This window comes from Ruegeria sp. O4 (assembly GCF_056535125.1).
The window spans coordinates 20,064-34,762 of sequence record NZ_JBQERO010000020.1 but is presented as its reverse complement, the minus strand read 5'-3'; the positions used below and the strand labels follow the sequence as shown (position 1 = coordinate 34,762).

The window sequence follows — 14,699 nt, the reverse complement described above, 5'->3', positions numbered from 1 at the left end:
GGTTGGGCATTGAAAGCGTATGAGTCTGAACCCCGCTGATGACCGCATTGCCACGCTGATCCGCTCGAAACTGGGCAATCACGTGCTGCGCCCGGTGACCGACCGGTATCTGGAAGAGCCGCGCGGGCGATATGCCGGACAGGCTGGCCTGCTGGCCTTGCCCCGCACAACCGAGGAGGTCTCGGTACTGGTGCAGGTGGCGTCCGAAATGCGTGTTCCGGTGGTGCCCTATGGCGGCGGAACCGGTCTGGTCGGGGGGCAGGTGATGCCGCATGGGCCAGCGCCCCTTGTGATTTCGCTGGAGCGGATGACGGCCATCCGGTCCGTCTATCCCACCGAAAACGTGCTGATTGCCGAGGCCGGCGCCATCTTGCAGGACGTCCAAGCCGCGGCCGAGGCGCAAGACCGCCTGTTTCCCTTGACGCTGGCGGCGCAGGGATCCTGTCGGATCGGGGGCAACCTGTCCACGAATGCCGGGGGCGTCAATGTCTTGCGCTATGGCAATGCGCGCGACCTGTGCCTTGGGCTCGAGGCCGTTCTGCCCAATGGTCAAATCTGGCAGGGTCTCAGCCGGTTGCGAAAGGACAACACAGGCTATGACCTGCGCAATCTGCTGATCGGGGCCGAGGGCACGCTGGGGATCATCACCGCAGCCGCGCTCAAGCTGTTTCCCCGGCCTGCCGCGATCGGGACGGCGATGTTTCAGGTGGCGTCACCCGAGGCTGCCATTTCCCTGCTGGCCCAGGCGCGTGATCGCGTGGGCGAGGCTGTCAGCACTTTCGAACTGATCCACCGGCAGGGCCTGAAGTTCTTGTCCGAGGTTCTGCCGGATGTCCGGCAACCGTTTGAAACACCGCCAGAGTGGAGCGTTCTGATCGAATTGGGGCTGGCCACGGGGCAGTCTCCGTCCGACGCGCTGGAGGATATCTTTGTCCACGCGCAAGCGCTTGGGCTGGTGCAGGATGGCGTGATTGCACAAAGCGAGGCGCAGCGTGATGAGTTGTGGGCCGTGCGCGAGCGTATCCCCGAGGCCAACCGCCTGATCGGCTCGGTGTCGAGCCATGATATCTCGATCCCGATCTCAGAAATTCCGGAATTTGTGCGCCAAGGGGAAAAGTTGGTTTCCGGTCTCGGGCAGTTCCGGATCAATTGCTTTGGCCATCTCGGGGATGGCAATCTGCACTACAACGTCTTTCCCCCCAAGGGGCAGCGCCGCGCGGAATTTGAGGGTCAGAGCGCCGTGGTCAAGCGGGCCGTGCATGATTTGGTCCATGCCTTTGATGGTTCGGTCAGCGCGGAACACGGCGTGGGCCGCATGAAAACGGACGATCTGGACCGCTATGGCGATCCGGTAAAGCTGGATGCAATGCGGACCATCAAGGCGGCGCTGGACCCCTTTGGCATCATGAATCCCGGCGCGGTGCTGAAGGCGTGAACCCGGCTCTGACTCTTGTTAAGAAGTCCGAAGGTTGCCGCGTTAAAGCCCTTCGAATTCGCACAGGACATGCACGTCCATGCCCATATCTTCTAATACTTTGCGCCCGCCGAGGTCAGGCAGGTCGATAATGAACGCGCATGAGACGATCTCACCGCCCAAACGCTCGATCAGTTTGATGCCCGCCGCCGCAGTGCCGCCTGTGGCCAGAAGGTCGTCAACGACAAGGATTTTTTCGCCTGGCTGGATGGCGTCATCGTGGATCTCGACGATCGCTTCACCATATTCCAGCTTGTAGTCCTGGCTGATCGTTGTGCCGGGCAGCTTGCCTTTCTTGCGGATCGGTACGAAGCCCAGGCTCAGCTGATGCGCAATCGCCCCCCCAAGGATAAAGCCCCGCGCTTCGAGGCCGACAACCTTGTCGATGCGTTCCCCGGCATAGGGGTGCAGCATCTGGTCAATGGCCATCCGAAATCCGCGCGGATCGGCAAACAGCGTCGTCACATCGCGAAACAGAATTCCTTCATGCGGAAAGTCGACAATCGTCCGGATGTAGTCTTTGACAGTCTTGTTCCTTGACATGAACCAACCCTTTTCCGCTTCAAATACCAAAACGTGTTTGGCCCAAGAGGGTTAGCCATGCAAGGAACAATTCATTCACGCGATCACCAGCGGCACGAAACCACAGCCTTGGGCAATCTGTAATACCGGTAAAGCGTGGCAGGCAAACATGACAGGTGCGGCTTGCGCATTTGCGTTGATCTCGCAAAAGAAAGGCCCCAGACGGTTTGAAGGTTCATTGCCATTTCCGTTCCGGTGCTGTTAAGTGCCCGATAACGACAATCACTATGCTATGTATACACAATGCATCGCCTGAATTAACGAGCATTTGCTAGGAGCAACGCGCGTGCCAAAGAAAGACGGCAAGGGATCAACGAAGAAAAACAGCCAGCTGGTTCTGCGTCTGGACAAGGATGAACGCGACGCGTTTGTCGAGTTGTGCAGGGAGCTGGATACATCAGCTGCCCGCGAAATCCGCCGGTTTATCCGCGGGTTCATGAAGGAAAACGCCGAAAACTGAAAAAGGGGTCAGGCCGGGCGGCGCAGAACTGCCGTGGCGAAACCCATCCCGATCAAGGTCAGCCCGCCAAACCGCGTCATGCCGGTGATCACGCTGGCGCGGCCAATCAGCCGCCGCAACCGGTCGGCCAGCAACGCATAAGCCAGCGCATTCAGCCAGGCCAGCCCGACAAAAGTGGCGATCAGGATGGCAAATTGCGGCCCCAGTGGTTCAGCCGGGCGCAGGAACTGCGGCACAAAGGCGATGAAAAAGGCGATGGATTTCGGGTTCAGTGCCGTGACTGCGGCCGCATGTCCAAACACGCTGCGGGGGGTGACATCCCGCCCGGTCGCGACCGTTCCCAAACCACTTGCCGGGGCGCTGCGCAGCAGTTTAACCCCAAGCCAGACCAGATAGGCCGCTCCGACCCATTTGAGGACGGAAAACAAGGTGGCCGAGGCCAGAACAAGCGCGCCCAGTCCCAACAAAGACGCGGTCATTGCCACAAGATCCCCCACAGCGACCCCTGTGGCCGAGGCCACGGCAACGCTGCGCCCCTTGGACAGCGCATAGCTCAGCACCAACAGCACGGTTGGGCCAGGGATCAGCAGCAAGGCGGTGGATGCGGCAACAAAGGCCAGCCAGAGTTCCAGAGACATAAGGGTCTGCTCGCAATACGTTCCTTTGGTACCGCTATAGCCAAACTACCAGTACTTGACAATTTTCATGGCGACCAGCTTTCGGGCCCTTCAAATCGGTCGGATCAGGCCGAGACTTGCACGAAAACTGATACGAGTGCGATCCGTCACAACCGTCGCATTCTTGCGGCGAGTATCCCGGCAGAAAGTACCCGCATCCCCTGTGCCCGGACAGTTTCGAGCGCAAGGGTCGATGCCATGCTTGGACGCTTGAACAACGTGATCCGGAAAACCGATCTGCTGTCGGCTGCAATGCCCGACGCGTCGCGCAGAACCTACAGAATCCGACCCGCCACCGCGTCCAGCTTGGCCAACAGCGCCGGGTCGCGCTTTTCGGGCGCAGTCAGGATGGCATATTCCAGCGCCCGGTCACAGCCATGCGGACAGGGCGCGCGGTCGGTCCCCAACAGGATGGGAAGGCCTTTGACCAGTGCACGGCCCTTGTCGGCATTGCCGGTCAGGGTCGCAATGATGGTGGTCACATCCACCTCGCCATGATCCGGGTGCCAGCTGTCAAAATCGGTGACCATCGCGATTGAGGCATAACAAAGCTCGGCTTCGCGGGCGAGCTTGGCTTCGGGCATGTTGGTCATCCCGATCACGTCGCAGCCCCATTGCTCACGATACATCTTCGATTCCGCCAGAGACGAAAACTGCGGCCCTTCCATCGCCAGATAGGTGCCGCCGCGATGGATCGTGATACCGGCAGCCTTGCCTGCGGTCTCACAGGCGTCCGACAGGCGCGGGCAGGTCGGGTGCGCAACGCTGACATGGGCGACGCAGCCTGTTCCGAAAAAGCTCTTGTCGCGCGCAAATGTCCGGTCGATGAACTGATCGACGATGACAAAATCGCCCGGTGCCATGTGTTCGCGAAACGACCCGCAGGCCGAGACCGAGATCACATCCGTCACACCAAGCCGTTTCAGCGCGTCGATATTGGCGCGATAGGGCACATCGGTGGGCGAATGCACATGCCCGCGCCCATGGCGCGGCAGAAAGGCCATTGCGACACCGTCCAGCGACCCGGTCAGAATCTGATCCGAGGGCGCCCCCCAAGGGGTATCGACACTGACCCATTCCGCATTTTCCAGCCCATCGATGTCATAGATGCCTGATCCGCCGATAACGGCAATCCTGGTTTGGGTCACTGTCCTGCTCCGCCTGAAATACTGATATTGAATTTGTGCGGGTTCGGCCCGAAATTGACAAGAGGTCTATTCCTGTTTCGCCAGCAGGTTACGCTGTTGAGATTGCGTATTGAAATCCGCCCACGCGGATCCAAACTCATCCAGCGGCCACGTCAGGTCCTGCGATTGACCATGCCTGTCACGAAACTCAAAACGATACGCATCCCCGTTCAGCATGGCATCCAGCAGGCTGTCGGCGCGATGATCCTCGAATGTGCAGCTTAACCCTGTCAGGCACCCGGGGCGCCGCGTGCGCCAGATCACATCCTGATCTTTCTCTATGCGGAATCCAGAAGGGCTGAAGAAGGTGCCGGGCTCAATCCCGAACTCGATTTTGAAACCATCTGGTTCAGGTGTGATGAACATGAACTGCGCCGCAAATTTCGGACGCAAGGAAAACACCTCGGCGCGCCTTATGTAGCAGCGCTTCACCAAAGTACCGGCTTCCTCACGCTCGTCACAAATCGAATTCCAGATGCCGAAAATTTCATGGTGCGTGACACGCCAGTTTCCAGCCGTGTCATTCCCTTGCAAGTCCTGTGCAAAGGCGGGCAGGGCCGATAGAAATATAAGGGCAATCCAACGCATGAACTCACATTTGGGTGCTTGATCCGGGTGCCGCAAATCACGTTGCCGAGAGGCGAGTTATGCGCTGTGCGCATGGCTGCATCCCACCTCCTGCGGTGGCTTAACAGCGGAGCGCCCGCTACAACGACCCCTTCGCGCGAACATAAAATCCTATAGGACTGTCCAATGCCCCGAGCCTTGCTGGCAAGTTTTGCCAACCGTATCGCCATACCTGATCTGCGCTGGGTGCCGGATGAGGGGCTGACCTTCTCTCGCCTGCGGATCGAGCTGCTGTCCGGCCTAACCGTGGCCCTCGCACTGGTGCCCGAGGCCGTGGCCTTTGCCTTTGTGGCAGGCGTGCACCCGCTGGTGGGCCTATATGCCGCTTTCCTTGTGGGGCTCATCACCGCGCTGATCGGCGGGCGACCCGGCATGATCTCGGGAGCGACGGGCGCGCTGGCGGTCGTCATGGTGGCTTTGGTGGCCGAACATGGGGTCGAATACCTGTTCGCGACGGTGGTGCTGATGGGGATCCTCCAGGTTATCGCCGGGGCGATGCATTGGGGCCGCTTCATCCGACTGGTGCCGCACCCGGTGATGCTGGGTTTTGTGAATGGCCTGGCCATCGTGATCTTTCTGGCCCAGATGGGCCAGTTCAAGGTGCCGGGTACCATGGAAAACACCGGTCACGGTATGGGCGGTGGAGAATGGCTCTCGGGTGCGCAGCTATACACCATGCTGGGCCTTGTGGCACTGACCATGGCGGTGATCTGGGTGGTGCCGCGCATCACGCGCATCATTCCTGCGCCTCTGGCCGGTATTCTGGTTGTCGCTGCGCTGGTGATCGGTCTGGGTCTGGATGTTCCGCGCGTCGGTGATCTGGCCTCGATCGAAGGTGGTCTGCCTGCCTTCCACATCCCGATGGTTCCGTTGAACTGGGGCACGCTTGAGGTCATCCTGCCCTACGCTGTCATTCTGGCCGCGATTGGCCTGATTGAATCCCTTCTGACCCTGAACCTTGTGGGTGAGATTACCGGCAAGCGCGGCGGGGCCTCTCAGGAATGTATCGCCCAGGGTGCGTCGAATATCGTGACCGGCTTTTTCGGAGGCATGGGTGGCTGCGCGATGATCGGACAGTCGATGATCAACGTGAAATCCGGTGGCCGGACCCGTATCGCCGGGATCGCTGCGGCGCTGTTTTTGCTGACCTTCATCCTGTTCGCTTCACCGCTGATCGAGCAGATCCCGCTGGCCGCGCTGGTTGGGGTGATGTTCATGGTGGTCATCGGCACCTTTGCGTGGAACTCGTTCAAGATCCTGCGCAAGGTTCCACTGACTGACGCTTTTGTCATCGTTCTGGTCACCGTCGTGACAGTGATGGAAGACCTCGCGGTTGCTGTTGTGGTCGGTGTCATCGTGTCGGCTCTGGCCTATGCTTGGAACAACGCCAAGCGCATCCACGCCGTCACCCGTGAGTCCGCGACCGAAAAAGGGGCGAAGGTCTATGAAATCCAGGGGCCGCTGTTCTTTGGGTCATCGGATGGCTTTATCGAACTCTTCGATGTGCCGAATGACCCGGAAACCGTCATCGTCGATTTCGCTGAAAGCCGTGTGGTTGACCAGTCGGCGTTGCAAGCCATCGAAAATATCGCGGCCAAATACGAGGCCGCGGGTAAACGCGTCATGCTGCGCCACCTGAGCCGGGATTGTCACAAGCTGTTGAACAAGGCAGGCCACCTGATGGTCGACAGTGACGATGACCCGGATTACGAACTTGCCGTGGATTACTCGGTCCGTACCGGCATTCTGGGCGGCCACTGATCCATTTGCGAGGCTCTGCCTCGCGCTCCGGGATATTTGAAGCCAGATGAATGAAGGATCCCTGCTTCATCTGGCCAAAAAATATCCCGGGGGAGCCGCCCGGAACGGGTGGTGGGGGCAGAGCCCCCGACACCCTCAATCATCCGGGCGATTGAGCGAGAACAACTCGGACACGACCGAATAGTCCCGGTACCCAAGCCGCGCCAGAGGTTTGAATGAGGTTACGTCGAACTTGCCCTCTCGGATGTGGTCGTCGAGCAGATGTACGCCTGTTACTTCGCCGAACACGACGCGGTTGGCCGCGCCCGGCAGAGTGACGATCTGGGTCAACTTGCATTCCAGTGCTGCCGGGGCGCCTTGTACGCGGGCGCAGGGTATGGTTTCACATTCAACCGGGGTTAATCCGGCATGGGCAAACTCGTCCACCTCCTTGGGAAGGCTGGCCGAGCTGGCGTTCATCGCATCCTGATGCGCAAGGGCCACGACATTCACGCAGAATACACCTGTCGCCTCGATATTGGCGATACTGTCCTTGCCGCCGATCTGATCGTGTTTCGTGCCGGTTGTGGCAAACATTACTTGCGGCGGTGTGTAAGCAACCCCGTTGAAAAAGGAATAGGGTGCCAGATTGTTGATCCCATCCGCATCACGGGTCGATATCCAGCCGATCGGGCGTGGCGTGATAATGGCGTTGAACGGGTTGTGCGGCAGGCCGTGGCCGTCTTCGGGGCGGTAGAACATCATATCTCCAAGCGTTTGCCCAAGGCGTAGCGAAGTGCTAGGGCGATTTCCAGCAAGGAAACGAGGGCGGGTGTGCAGCAATTCGGGATCAGGCCAGAAGAGCCGGACGATTGGTGGGAGGTCGAAGCCCTCTATGACCTGTGCTTTGCGCCGGGCCGTGAGGCGTTGTCGTCCTACCGGTTGCGCGATGATGTGCCGCCGGTTTCTGACCTGTCACTGGTCGCGCGCGACGGTCAGGGCATTCTGGCTGGGGCGATCCGCTTCTGGCCGGTCCATGTGGGCGAACACGATGCATTGCTGCTGGGGCCAGTTGCCGTGCACCCGACGCACCAGGGCGAGGGTCTGGGCGCGTATCTGATCCATGCCGGTGTTGAAGCCGGTCGCAAACTCGGATGGCAGCGGGTCATGCTGGTCGGTGACGAACCCTATTACAAGCGATTTGGTTTTGCGCGGCTGCAAGGTGTCGAGATGCCGCCGCCCACCAACCCTGACCGGGTTTTAGGGTTGGAACTGACACCCGGCGTCTGGTCCGGAGTTCAGGGGGCCGTCAGCCGCTGGACCCGCTGACCTATTGAAACGGCGTGGCCTAACGCCGATGTTGATAGGCAGGAGGACGCACATGCAGAACGTGGTTCTTGTCGAAAACGTGGATGCCGAGGCTGAACTGGATCGTTTGGCGGGTTATTACCGATCTGCCGGAGGGGCCGGTGTCAAATTGCTGAACAAGCTGGGCGGATCAGCCGAGTCCCTGCTCGAGCAACTGCCCGAACCGGTTCGGAACGGCCTGACAGGGGCCACCGAGCAGGCGTTGTGGCTTGCGATGCACGCGGCTCAAGGGTCCCGGCGTGCGATCCCTGATCAGCAGCCCTGGGTCAATACCGCGCTTACTACGGCCATGGGTGCGGCCGGTGGACTGGGCGGTGTTTCGACAGCCCTGATGGAGCTGCCTGCAACAACCGCCATGCTGTTACGCGCCATTCAGGGGGCCGCTGCACGCGAAGGTTTCGATCCGTCTGCCGAGAACGTAAAGTTCGACTGTGTGCGGGTTTTGTCCGCATCGGGCCCACTGTCGCATGATGACGGTGCGGATCTTGGCTTTTTCTCGGTGCGCCTGACACTGACCGGACCGGCCATGCAGCGTCTGATTGCTGCCGTGGCACCACGCTTTTCAATCGTGCTGGGGCAAAAACTGGCGGCACAGTCCGTCCCGGTGCTCGGCGCGTTGGCCGGTGGTGGCACGAACTATGTCTATTCGCGCTATTACCAGCAAATTGCGCGCGTGCATTTCGGCCTGCGAAGATTGGCGGTTGATGCCGATATCCCGCATGACGAGCTGGTGAAACAGCTGTCGACCCGCATGTAGCCAACAGATGCACGGAAGCACCAGACTTGGCGGGTGCCACTTCATGTGGTAGTTTGTAAAGCAACTGCCGCTAAATAGGAGCGTCATGCTGCCTATATGGCGGGCAAACCCGTTACGTGAACAAAAGGTGCGTCACGCGATGAATGCAAGGCCGGTGCTGCGTGAATTACCTGAGACTTCGGAACACCCTGTTTTGCGGCAATCCTCTGCCCTGTGTTACCGGATACTGCATGGCCAGCCAGATGTTTTGCTGATTACAACGCGTCAGGCCCAGCGCTGGATTATCCCCAAAGGGTGGCTTATCCCCGGGCTGACCCCATCAGAAACCGCAATGCAGGAAGCCTGGGAAGAAGCAGGTGTGACAGGGCGATGCAGCAAAGCGGGGCTGGGGCAGTTTCTGCACGTCAAGCACCGCCCAAATCAGCCCCCGACCTTGATTCTGGTTGATGTTTTTGCGCTGCATGTACAGACAATGTCGCAGGACTTCCCCGAAAAGCATGAGCGCAGGCGCAAGTGGTTTGCGCCTGAAAACGCGGCCCAAAAGGTCAGATCACCCGAGCTTGCCGAATTGTTACGCGACTTTAAGACCCATACACATTAAGATAGCACCAGAGAGGCTTGATATTGTCAGTCTGGTCGGTATCTATTCGCCAATCGCAATTTTGGACTGAACATGATTCAATACGCGTTGAAATGCAGTGAAGGCCACACATTCGACAGCTGGTTTCAATCTGCCGAAGCCTTTGACAAGCTGGCTTCTGCAAGGATGGTGACCTGCGCGATCTGCGGATGTGCGCAGGTTGCCAAGGCGATCATGACACCGCGTGTCCGTCCGGCCCGGAACGCAAAGGGAAAAACCGATAGCGCGCCTGTTTCCAACGAACGGATCAACGTTGCCACCCCTTCGCCCGAGATAGAGAAGGTTCTGGCCGAGATGCGCCGCCATGTCGAAAAGAACTCGGACTACGTCGGCAAGGATTTTGCCAGCGAAGCGCGCAAGATGCATCTGGGAGAGGCGCCAGAGCGCTCGATTTACGGTGAAGCCAGACCGGATGAGGCGAAATCGCTGATCGAAGATGGCGTGCCGGTGGCGCCACTGCCGTTTCTGCCCAGCAGAAAGACCAACTGATCCATGCATGTCGTAATCACCGGTGCCAATCGCGGTATCGGTCGCGCCCTTGCCATGCGCTACGGCACCCGCGGTGACGTGGTCACCGGAACTGCACGCGATGGCAGTGCACAGGTGCGTCTAGACGTGTCGGACCCGGCCCAACAGGCGGCAATGGCCGAACAGCTGCAAGACCAGCCCGTTGATCTGCTGATCTGCAATGCCGGGGTCTATCTGGACAAGGGGCACACGCTCAACGACTACCCCGCCGATATGTGGGCGCAAAGCTTTGCCACCAACGTGACCGGCGTTTTCCTGACCGTGCAGGCGTTGTTGCCCAATCTGCGCGCTGCAGGCGGCAAGGTCGCGATCATCTCGTCTCAGATGGCATCCCATACGCGGGCGCCGGGGGGCAGCTATATCTACCGCGCTTCCAAGGCGGCGGCGCTGAATCTGGGGCGAAACCTGGCGACGGATCTGAAAGCCGACGGGATCGCCGTGGGCATCTATCATCCGGGCTGGGTACAAACCGACATGGGCGGTGGCGCTGCTGATATTGATGTCGATCAGGCCGCCTCCGGCCTGATGGAACGCTTTGAGGCCCTGTCGATCAGCTCAACCGGCTGTTTCGAAACCTATGACGGTCAGGCGCACGTTTACTGACGGGTCAGCGCCGCTTTGGGAATCTCATAGACCTCACCGGGTTCAATATAGACCACAAGCAGGTCACCCAGCGTTTCATATGTCATCTTCGAGGTCGAGCTGCTGGACTCAGGCGCACCATCCTTGAAATAGATGTTGCGCACCTTGCCATCACCCAAAGCCACGGCCAGCGTCGTGGTGCCGTCGTCATGGTGGCGCAGCTCTGCATTGCAGCTTTGCATCGGGTCACCGGCATTTGCGGCGCAGGGCACCTTGCCCAGTGCATTCTTTCCGTCCGTGCCTGCCACACTGGCAACCTGCGCCAATGCAGGCGACGACAACAAAGTAACGGCAAGGGCTAGGCGAAACATGGGGAACCTCTTGATTTGGTTGTTACTCGCAGGCTGACACCGCACCTGCGCAATGTAAAGCGGCCCTGTGCCACAGGCGGGTCCTGTTTGCGCTCTTGCTCTTGGGGTGCCCCTCGCTTATGAGGCTCGGGACCTCTAATCCAAGGCGCGGAGACATTTGCCCCCATGCCCGTACTCGTTATGAAATTCGGCGGCACTTCGGTCGCCAACCTGGACCGCATCCGCCGTGCTGCCAAGCGCATCGGTGTCGAAGTTGCCAAGGGCTATGACGTGATCGTCATCGTCTCGGCCATGTCGGGCAAAACCAACGAGCTGGTGGGCTGGGTGAACGAGACCTCGCCGCTGTTTGATGCACGTGAATACGATGCTGTGGTATCTTCGGGCGAAAACGTCACCGCTGGCCTGATGGCGCTGACATTGCAGGAAATGGATGTTCCTGCGCGCAGCTGGCAGGGTTGGCAAGTGCCGCTGCTGACAACCAGCGCGCACAGCCAGGCCCGGATCGAAGACATCCCGACCACGAACATCAACCAGAAATTCGGCGAAGGCATGAAAGTGGCCGTTGTGGCCGGGTTTCAGGGGCTCAGCCCCGAAGGCCGCATCACCACGCTGGGCCGGGGTGGCTCTGACACCACTGCCGTGGCTTTTGCCGCCGCGTTTGGTGCGGAACGCTGCGACATCTATACCGACGTGGACGGCGTCTATACTACCGATCCGCGCATCTGCGAAAAGGCGCGCAAGCTGGACAGGATCTCGTTCGAGGAAATGCTCGAACTGGCGTCGCTGGGCGCCAAGGTGCTGCAGACCCGCTCGGTCGAGCTGGCAATGCGCTACAAAGTAAAACTGCGCGTTCTTTCAAGTTTCGAAGAACAATCCGACGAGGCCGGTACGCTGGTCGTTGACGAGGAGGATATCATGGAATCCAATGTTGTGGCCGGTGTGGCCTATTCCCGTGACGAGGCCAAGATGACCGTCGTTTCGGTGGCGGACCGTCCCGGTATCGCCTCGACCATCTTCACCGCGCTCAGCGATGAGGGCGTCAATGTCGACATGATCGTGCAGAACATCTCGGACGAGGGGCGCACGGACATGACCTTCTCGTGCCCCACCGATCAGGTGGTTCGTGCCGAAAAAGCGCTGCTGGCGATCAAGGACAAGGGCGAGCTCAACTATGCCGAACTGGTCGCCGATACCGGTGTCTGCAAGGTCTCGGTGGTGGGAATCGGTATGCGCTCGCAATCGGGTGTCGCGGCCAAAATGTTCAAGATACTCTCGGATGAGGGGATCAACATCAAGGTCATCACAACCTCCGAGATCAAAATTTCCGTTCTTATCGACAGGAAATACATGGAACTTGCCGTTCAGGCACTGCATGATGCCTTTGAACTGGACAAGGCGGCCTGAGCTGATCGGCCAAGGGTTTCGCCTGACACACTGAATTGGTTGGGCCATGGCGGACGGCACGGAAACAGAATCCCGCAAGCTGCTGGGGCGGTTGCGCGAGGCGATGGCCAGCGAAGCCGCTGGACAGGAGCGTCTTGATCAGATCACTCATCTGATCGCCGACAGCATGCGCAGCGAAGTGTGCTCAATCTATCTGTTCCGCGATGATGAGACCCTGGAACTCTGCGCGACCCAGGGACTTGCGCCTGAATCGGTACACCAGACCCGGATGCGCATGGGCGAGGGGCTGGTGGGCAGGGTCGCCAAGACCGGCAAGGTGGTCAACACCCCGGATGCGCCGTCTGAAAAAGGGTTCCGGTATATGCCGGAAACCGGGGAAGAGCGGTTTTCGTCCTTTCTCGGTGTGCCGGTGCAGCGCCTTGGGGAAAAGCTGGGTGTTCTGGTTGTCCAGTCCCGCAAAGCGCGCGAATTTTCCGCCGACGAAATCTATGCGCTGGAAGTGGTGGCCATGGTGCTGGCCGAAATGACCGAACTGGGCGCCTTTGTCGGCGAAGGCGCGGCACTGTCGCCACGGCACCAGCAATCGGTCCTGCTGCGCGGCGGCCCGGCGCAGGAAGGCTCCGCCGAAGGCCATGTCTGGCTGCATGAACCCCGTGTGGTTGTCACCAATCCGATCGCCGAAGACCCGCACCGGGAACGCGAACGTCTGAATGAGGCGGTGGAAGAGCTGCGCGTCGGCGTCGACAAGATGCTCGAGATTTCCCGGGATGGTGACACCGAACAGCTCAAGGTGCTGGAAGCCTACCGGATGTTTGCCAATTCCAAAGGCTGGATGCGCCGGATGGAAGAGGACATTGCTCTGGGGCTCAGTGCCGAGGCCGCGGTCGAGAAAGAACAATCTCAGGCGCGCGCCCGGATGGGGCAGGTGTCCGATCCCTATCTGCGCGAACGGCTGGCGGATCTTGACGACCTCAGCAACCGTTTGCTGCGCATTCTGACCGGGCAGGGAAAAACCGACAGCGCCGATCTGCCGCCCGATCCGATTCTGGTCGCGCGCAATATCGGCCCCGGTGACCTGCTGGAATACGGGCGGGCGTTGAAGGGGATCATCCTCGAAGAGGGTTCAGTCGGCAGTCACGCCACCATTGTGGCCCGTGCGCTGGCAATCCCTTTGGTGGTCCATGTGGGCCGGATCACGACCGAAGCGCTGAACGGCGACCATGTGCTGGTGGACGGCGATCAGGGCGTTGTTCACCTGCGCCCCGAAGACAGCGTGGTCAGCGCCTTCCGCGACAAGATCGCGATGCAGGCCAAGGCACAGGAACGCTATGCCTCGATCCGCGAAACCCCCTGTGTCACACGCGACGGAACGCGCATCAATCTGGTGATGAACGCGGGCCTTATGGCCGATCTCCCGTCGCTGGGAACGTCGGGTGCCGAAGGTGTTGGTCTGTTCCGAACCGAGCTGCAATTCCTGATCCGCAATCAGATGCCCAAACGGTCCGAGCTTGTCACCCAGTATCAGCGGGTACTGGATGCGGCGGGCGACAAAAGGGTGGTGTTCCGCACACTCGATATCGGGTCGGACAAGGTGCTGCCCTATATGAAACACGTGGCCGAACCCAACCCGGCCCTGGGTTGGCGCGCCATTCGAGTCGGTCTGGACAAACGCGGCGTGATGCGGATGCAGTTGCAGGCCCTTCTGCGCGCCGCCAATGGGCGCCCGCTGACCATCATGTTCCCCTTTGTCGCGCAGGCCGAGGAATATCGCGAAGCCCGCTGGGAGGTGAACAAAACCATCGAACGCGAAAAGCGACTGGGCCACGTTCTGCCCGAAACGCTTGAAGTCGGCGCGATGCTGGAAACTCCATCGCTGGCCTTTGCGCCGCAAAAGTTCTTTGACGAGGTCGATTTCATCTCGATCGGCGGGAATGACCTCAAGCAGTTCTTTTTTGCGGCTGACCGCGAAAACGAACTCGTCCGCCGCCGCTATGACACATTGAATGTCAGTTTCCTGAGCCTGATGGAACGCATTGTCGAACGCTGCGGTCTTTCGGACACCCCGCTCAGTTTCTGTGGCGAGGATGCGGGCCGCCCGGTCGAGGCGCTGTGCCTTGCGGCCATGGGTATTCGCACCCTGTCGATGCGCCCGGCGTCGATTGGTCCGGTCAAAAGCCTGTTGCTGCGGTGTGACCTGATGGAGGTGCGCAAAATCATCGCGGACGCACGCCATCGTGGCGAACAATCCGTGCGCCCGGCCGTGATGGAGTGGCTGCGCAGTCAGGTATAGCCCGCAAAACCT

Annotated in this window: 16 protein-coding genes; 10 read left to right on the top strand and 6 right to left on the bottom strand. The window is 59.9% G+C overall.

The window, feature by feature from the left end; all coding sequences use genetic code 11:
• Positions 1 to 19 precede the first annotated feature (19 nt).
• Complete coding sequence (locus ACR0J7_RS17340; protein ID WP_480773923.1) at positions 20 to 1,435, top strand: FAD-binding oxidoreductase; 1,416 nt, start codon at positions 20 to 22, stop codon at positions 1,433 to 1,435.
• Between the two features lie 42 nt (positions 1,436 to 1,477).
• Here the strand turns inward: ACR0J7_RS17340 and ACR0J7_RS17335 are convergent, their stop codons facing one another.
• Positions 1,478 to 2,017, bottom strand: coding sequence for an adenine phosphoribosyltransferase (locus ACR0J7_RS17335; protein ID WP_209505620.1), 540 nt, complete (start codon positions 2,015 to 2,017; stop codon positions 1,478 to 1,480).
• Between the two features lie 325 nt (positions 2,018 to 2,342).
• Here ACR0J7_RS17335 and ACR0J7_RS17330 point away from each other — a divergent pair, with 325 nt between their 5' ends.
• Positions 2,343 to 2,516, top strand: coding sequence for a hypothetical protein (locus tag ACR0J7_RS17330; protein WP_209505622.1), 174 nt, complete (start codon positions 2,343 to 2,345; stop codon positions 2,514 to 2,516).
• An 8-nt stretch (positions 2,517 to 2,524) separates the two neighbouring features.
• Here ACR0J7_RS17330 and ACR0J7_RS17325 read toward each other — a convergent pair whose 3' ends face one another.
• The 3 genes from ACR0J7_RS17325 to ACR0J7_RS17315 form a co-directional block, all read right to left on the bottom strand.
• A complete protein-coding gene (locus ACR0J7_RS17325) occupies positions 2,525 to 3,154 on the bottom strand; it encodes a LysE family translocator (RefSeq protein ID WP_209598172.1) in 630 nt (209 codons plus the stop codon).
• 314 nt (positions 3,155 to 3,468) lie between these two features.
• Entirely contained in the window at positions 3,469 to 4,341 is an 873-nt protein-coding gene (locus ACR0J7_RS17320; protein WP_480900289.1) for an S-methyl-5'-thioadenosine phosphorylase, read from the bottom strand.
• A 66-nt stretch (positions 4,342 to 4,407) separates the two neighbouring features.
• The gene (locus tag ACR0J7_RS17315; protein WP_480833052.1) at positions 4,408 to 4,968 is read right to left on the bottom strand and encodes an invasion associated locus B family protein; all 561 of its coding nucleotides are present in this window, start codon (positions 4,966 to 4,968) and stop codon (positions 4,408 to 4,410) included.
• Positions 4,969 to 5,133: 165 nt separating this feature from the next.
• Between ACR0J7_RS17315 and ACR0J7_RS17310 the strand changes: the two genes are divergently transcribed.
• A complete protein-coding gene (locus ACR0J7_RS17310; RefSeq protein ID WP_480488476.1) occupies positions 5,134 to 6,768 on the top strand; it encodes a SulP family inorganic anion transporter in 1,635 nt (544 codons plus the stop codon).
• 135 nt (positions 6,769 to 6,903) lie between these two features.
• On the opposite strand, the gene ACR0J7_RS17305 is transcribed toward ACR0J7_RS17310, so the two are convergent.
• The gene (locus tag ACR0J7_RS17305) at positions 6,904 to 7,509 is read right to left on the bottom strand and encodes a flavin reductase family protein (protein ID WP_480915103.1); all 606 of its coding nucleotides are present in this window, start codon (positions 7,507 to 7,509) and stop codon (positions 6,904 to 6,906) included.
• A 72-nt stretch (positions 7,510 to 7,581) separates the two neighbouring features.
• Between ACR0J7_RS17305 and ACR0J7_RS17300 the strand changes: the two genes are divergently transcribed.
• The 5 genes from ACR0J7_RS17300 (at position 7,582) to ACR0J7_RS17280 (ending at position 10,643) form a co-directional block, all read left to right on the top strand.
• Positions 7,582 to 8,076: a GNAT family N-acetyltransferase gene (locus ACR0J7_RS17300; RefSeq protein WP_480915101.1), complete on the top strand. Its 495-nt coding sequence runs from the start codon at positions 7,582 to 7,584 to the stop codon at positions 8,074 to 8,076.
• Between the two features lie 52 nt (positions 8,077 to 8,128).
• Entirely contained in the window at positions 8,129 to 8,872 is a 744-nt protein-coding gene (locus ACR0J7_RS17295) for an EcsC family protein (RefSeq protein WP_209505635.1), read from the top strand.
• A gap of 85 nt (positions 8,873 to 8,957) precedes the next feature.
• Positions 8,958 to 9,473: an NUDIX hydrolase gene (locus ACR0J7_RS17290; RefSeq protein WP_480915099.1), complete on the top strand. Its 516-nt coding sequence runs from the start codon at positions 8,958 to 8,960 to the stop codon at positions 9,471 to 9,473.
• A 72-nt stretch (positions 9,474 to 9,545) separates the two neighbouring features.
• A complete protein-coding gene (locus tag ACR0J7_RS17285; protein WP_480507785.1) occupies positions 9,546 to 10,001 on the top strand; it encodes a DUF1178 family protein in 456 nt (151 codons plus the stop codon).
• Positions 10,002 to 10,004: 3 nt separating this feature from the next.
• Positions 10,005 to 10,643 (top strand): SDR family oxidoreductase, encoded by a 639-nt coding sequence (locus ACR0J7_RS17280; protein ID WP_480507787.1) that lies wholly within the window; start codon positions 10,005 to 10,007, stop codon positions 10,641 to 10,643.
• Here ACR0J7_RS17280 and ACR0J7_RS17275 read toward each other — a convergent pair.
• On the bottom strand, positions 10,637 to 10,993 hold the full coding sequence (locus ACR0J7_RS17275; RefSeq protein ID WP_480484393.1) for a hypothetical protein: 357 nt from the start codon (positions 10,991 to 10,993) through the stop codon (positions 10,637 to 10,639). The genes ACR0J7_RS17280 and ACR0J7_RS17275 overlap by 7 nt on opposite strands.
• A gap of 165 nt (positions 10,994 to 11,158) precedes the next feature.
• Here ACR0J7_RS17275 and ACR0J7_RS17270 point away from each other — a divergent pair, with 165 nt between their 5' ends.
• The gene (locus tag ACR0J7_RS17270; protein WP_480488466.1) at positions 11,159 to 12,397 is read left to right on the top strand and encodes an aspartate kinase; all 1,239 of its coding nucleotides are present in this window, start codon (positions 11,159 to 11,161) and stop codon (positions 12,395 to 12,397) included.
• 46 nt (positions 12,398 to 12,443) lie between these two features.
• Positions 12,444 to 14,687, top strand: coding sequence for a phosphoenolpyruvate--protein phosphotransferase (ptsP, locus tag ACR0J7_RS17265; protein WP_480507789.1), 2,244 nt, complete (start codon positions 12,444 to 12,446; stop codon positions 14,685 to 14,687).
• The last annotated feature ends 12 nt before the right edge of the window (positions 14,688 to 14,699 follow it).

Excerpts from the sequence above, each read along its gene's own strand:
- ACR0J7_RS17340 (WP_480773923.1), top strand. The coding sequence starts at position 20 with ATGAGTCTGAACCCCGCTGATGACCGCATTGCCACGCTGATCCGCTCG.
- ACR0J7_RS17335 (WP_209505620.1), bottom strand. The coding sequence starts at position 2,017 with ATGTCAAGGAACAAGACTGTCAAAGACTACATCCGGACGATTGTCGAC.
- ACR0J7_RS17325 (WP_209598172.1), bottom strand. The coding sequence starts at position 3,154 with ATGTCTCTGGAACTCTGGCTGGCCTTTGTTGCCGCATCCACCGCCTTG.
- ACR0J7_RS17315 (WP_480833052.1), bottom strand. The coding sequence starts at position 4,968 with ATGCGTTGGATTGCCCTTATATTTCTATCGGCCCTGCCCGCCTTTGCA.
- ACR0J7_RS17310 (WP_480488476.1), top strand. The coding sequence starts at position 5,134 with ATGCCCCGAGCCTTGCTGGCAAGTTTTGCCAACCGTATCGCCATACCT.
- ACR0J7_RS17305 (WP_480915103.1), bottom strand. The coding sequence starts at position 7,509 with ATGTTCTACCGCCCCGAAGACGGCCACGGCCTGCCGCACAACCCGTTC.
- ACR0J7_RS17295 (WP_209505635.1), top strand. The coding sequence starts at position 8,129 with ATGCAGAACGTGGTTCTTGTCGAAAACGTGGATGCCGAGGCTGAACTG.
- ACR0J7_RS17290 (WP_480915099.1), top strand. The coding sequence starts at position 8,958 with ATGCTGCCTATATGGCGGGCAAACCCGTTACGTGAACAAAAGGTGCGT.
- ACR0J7_RS17285 (WP_480507785.1), top strand. The coding sequence starts at position 9,546 with ATGATTCAATACGCGTTGAAATGCAGTGAAGGCCACACATTCGACAGC.
- ACR0J7_RS17280 (WP_480507787.1), top strand. The coding sequence starts at position 10,005 with ATGCATGTCGTAATCACCGGTGCCAATCGCGGTATCGGTCGCGCCCTT.
- ACR0J7_RS17275 (WP_480484393.1), bottom strand. The coding sequence starts at position 10,993 with ATGTTTCGCCTAGCCCTTGCCGTTACTTTGTTGTCGTCGCCTGCATTG.
- ACR0J7_RS17270 (WP_480488466.1), top strand. The coding sequence starts at position 11,159 with ATGCCCGTACTCGTTATGAAATTCGGCGGCACTTCGGTCGCCAACCTG.
- ptsP (WP_480507789.1), top strand. The coding sequence starts at position 12,444 with ATGGCGGACGGCACGGAAACAGAATCCCGCAAGCTGCTGGGGCGGTTG.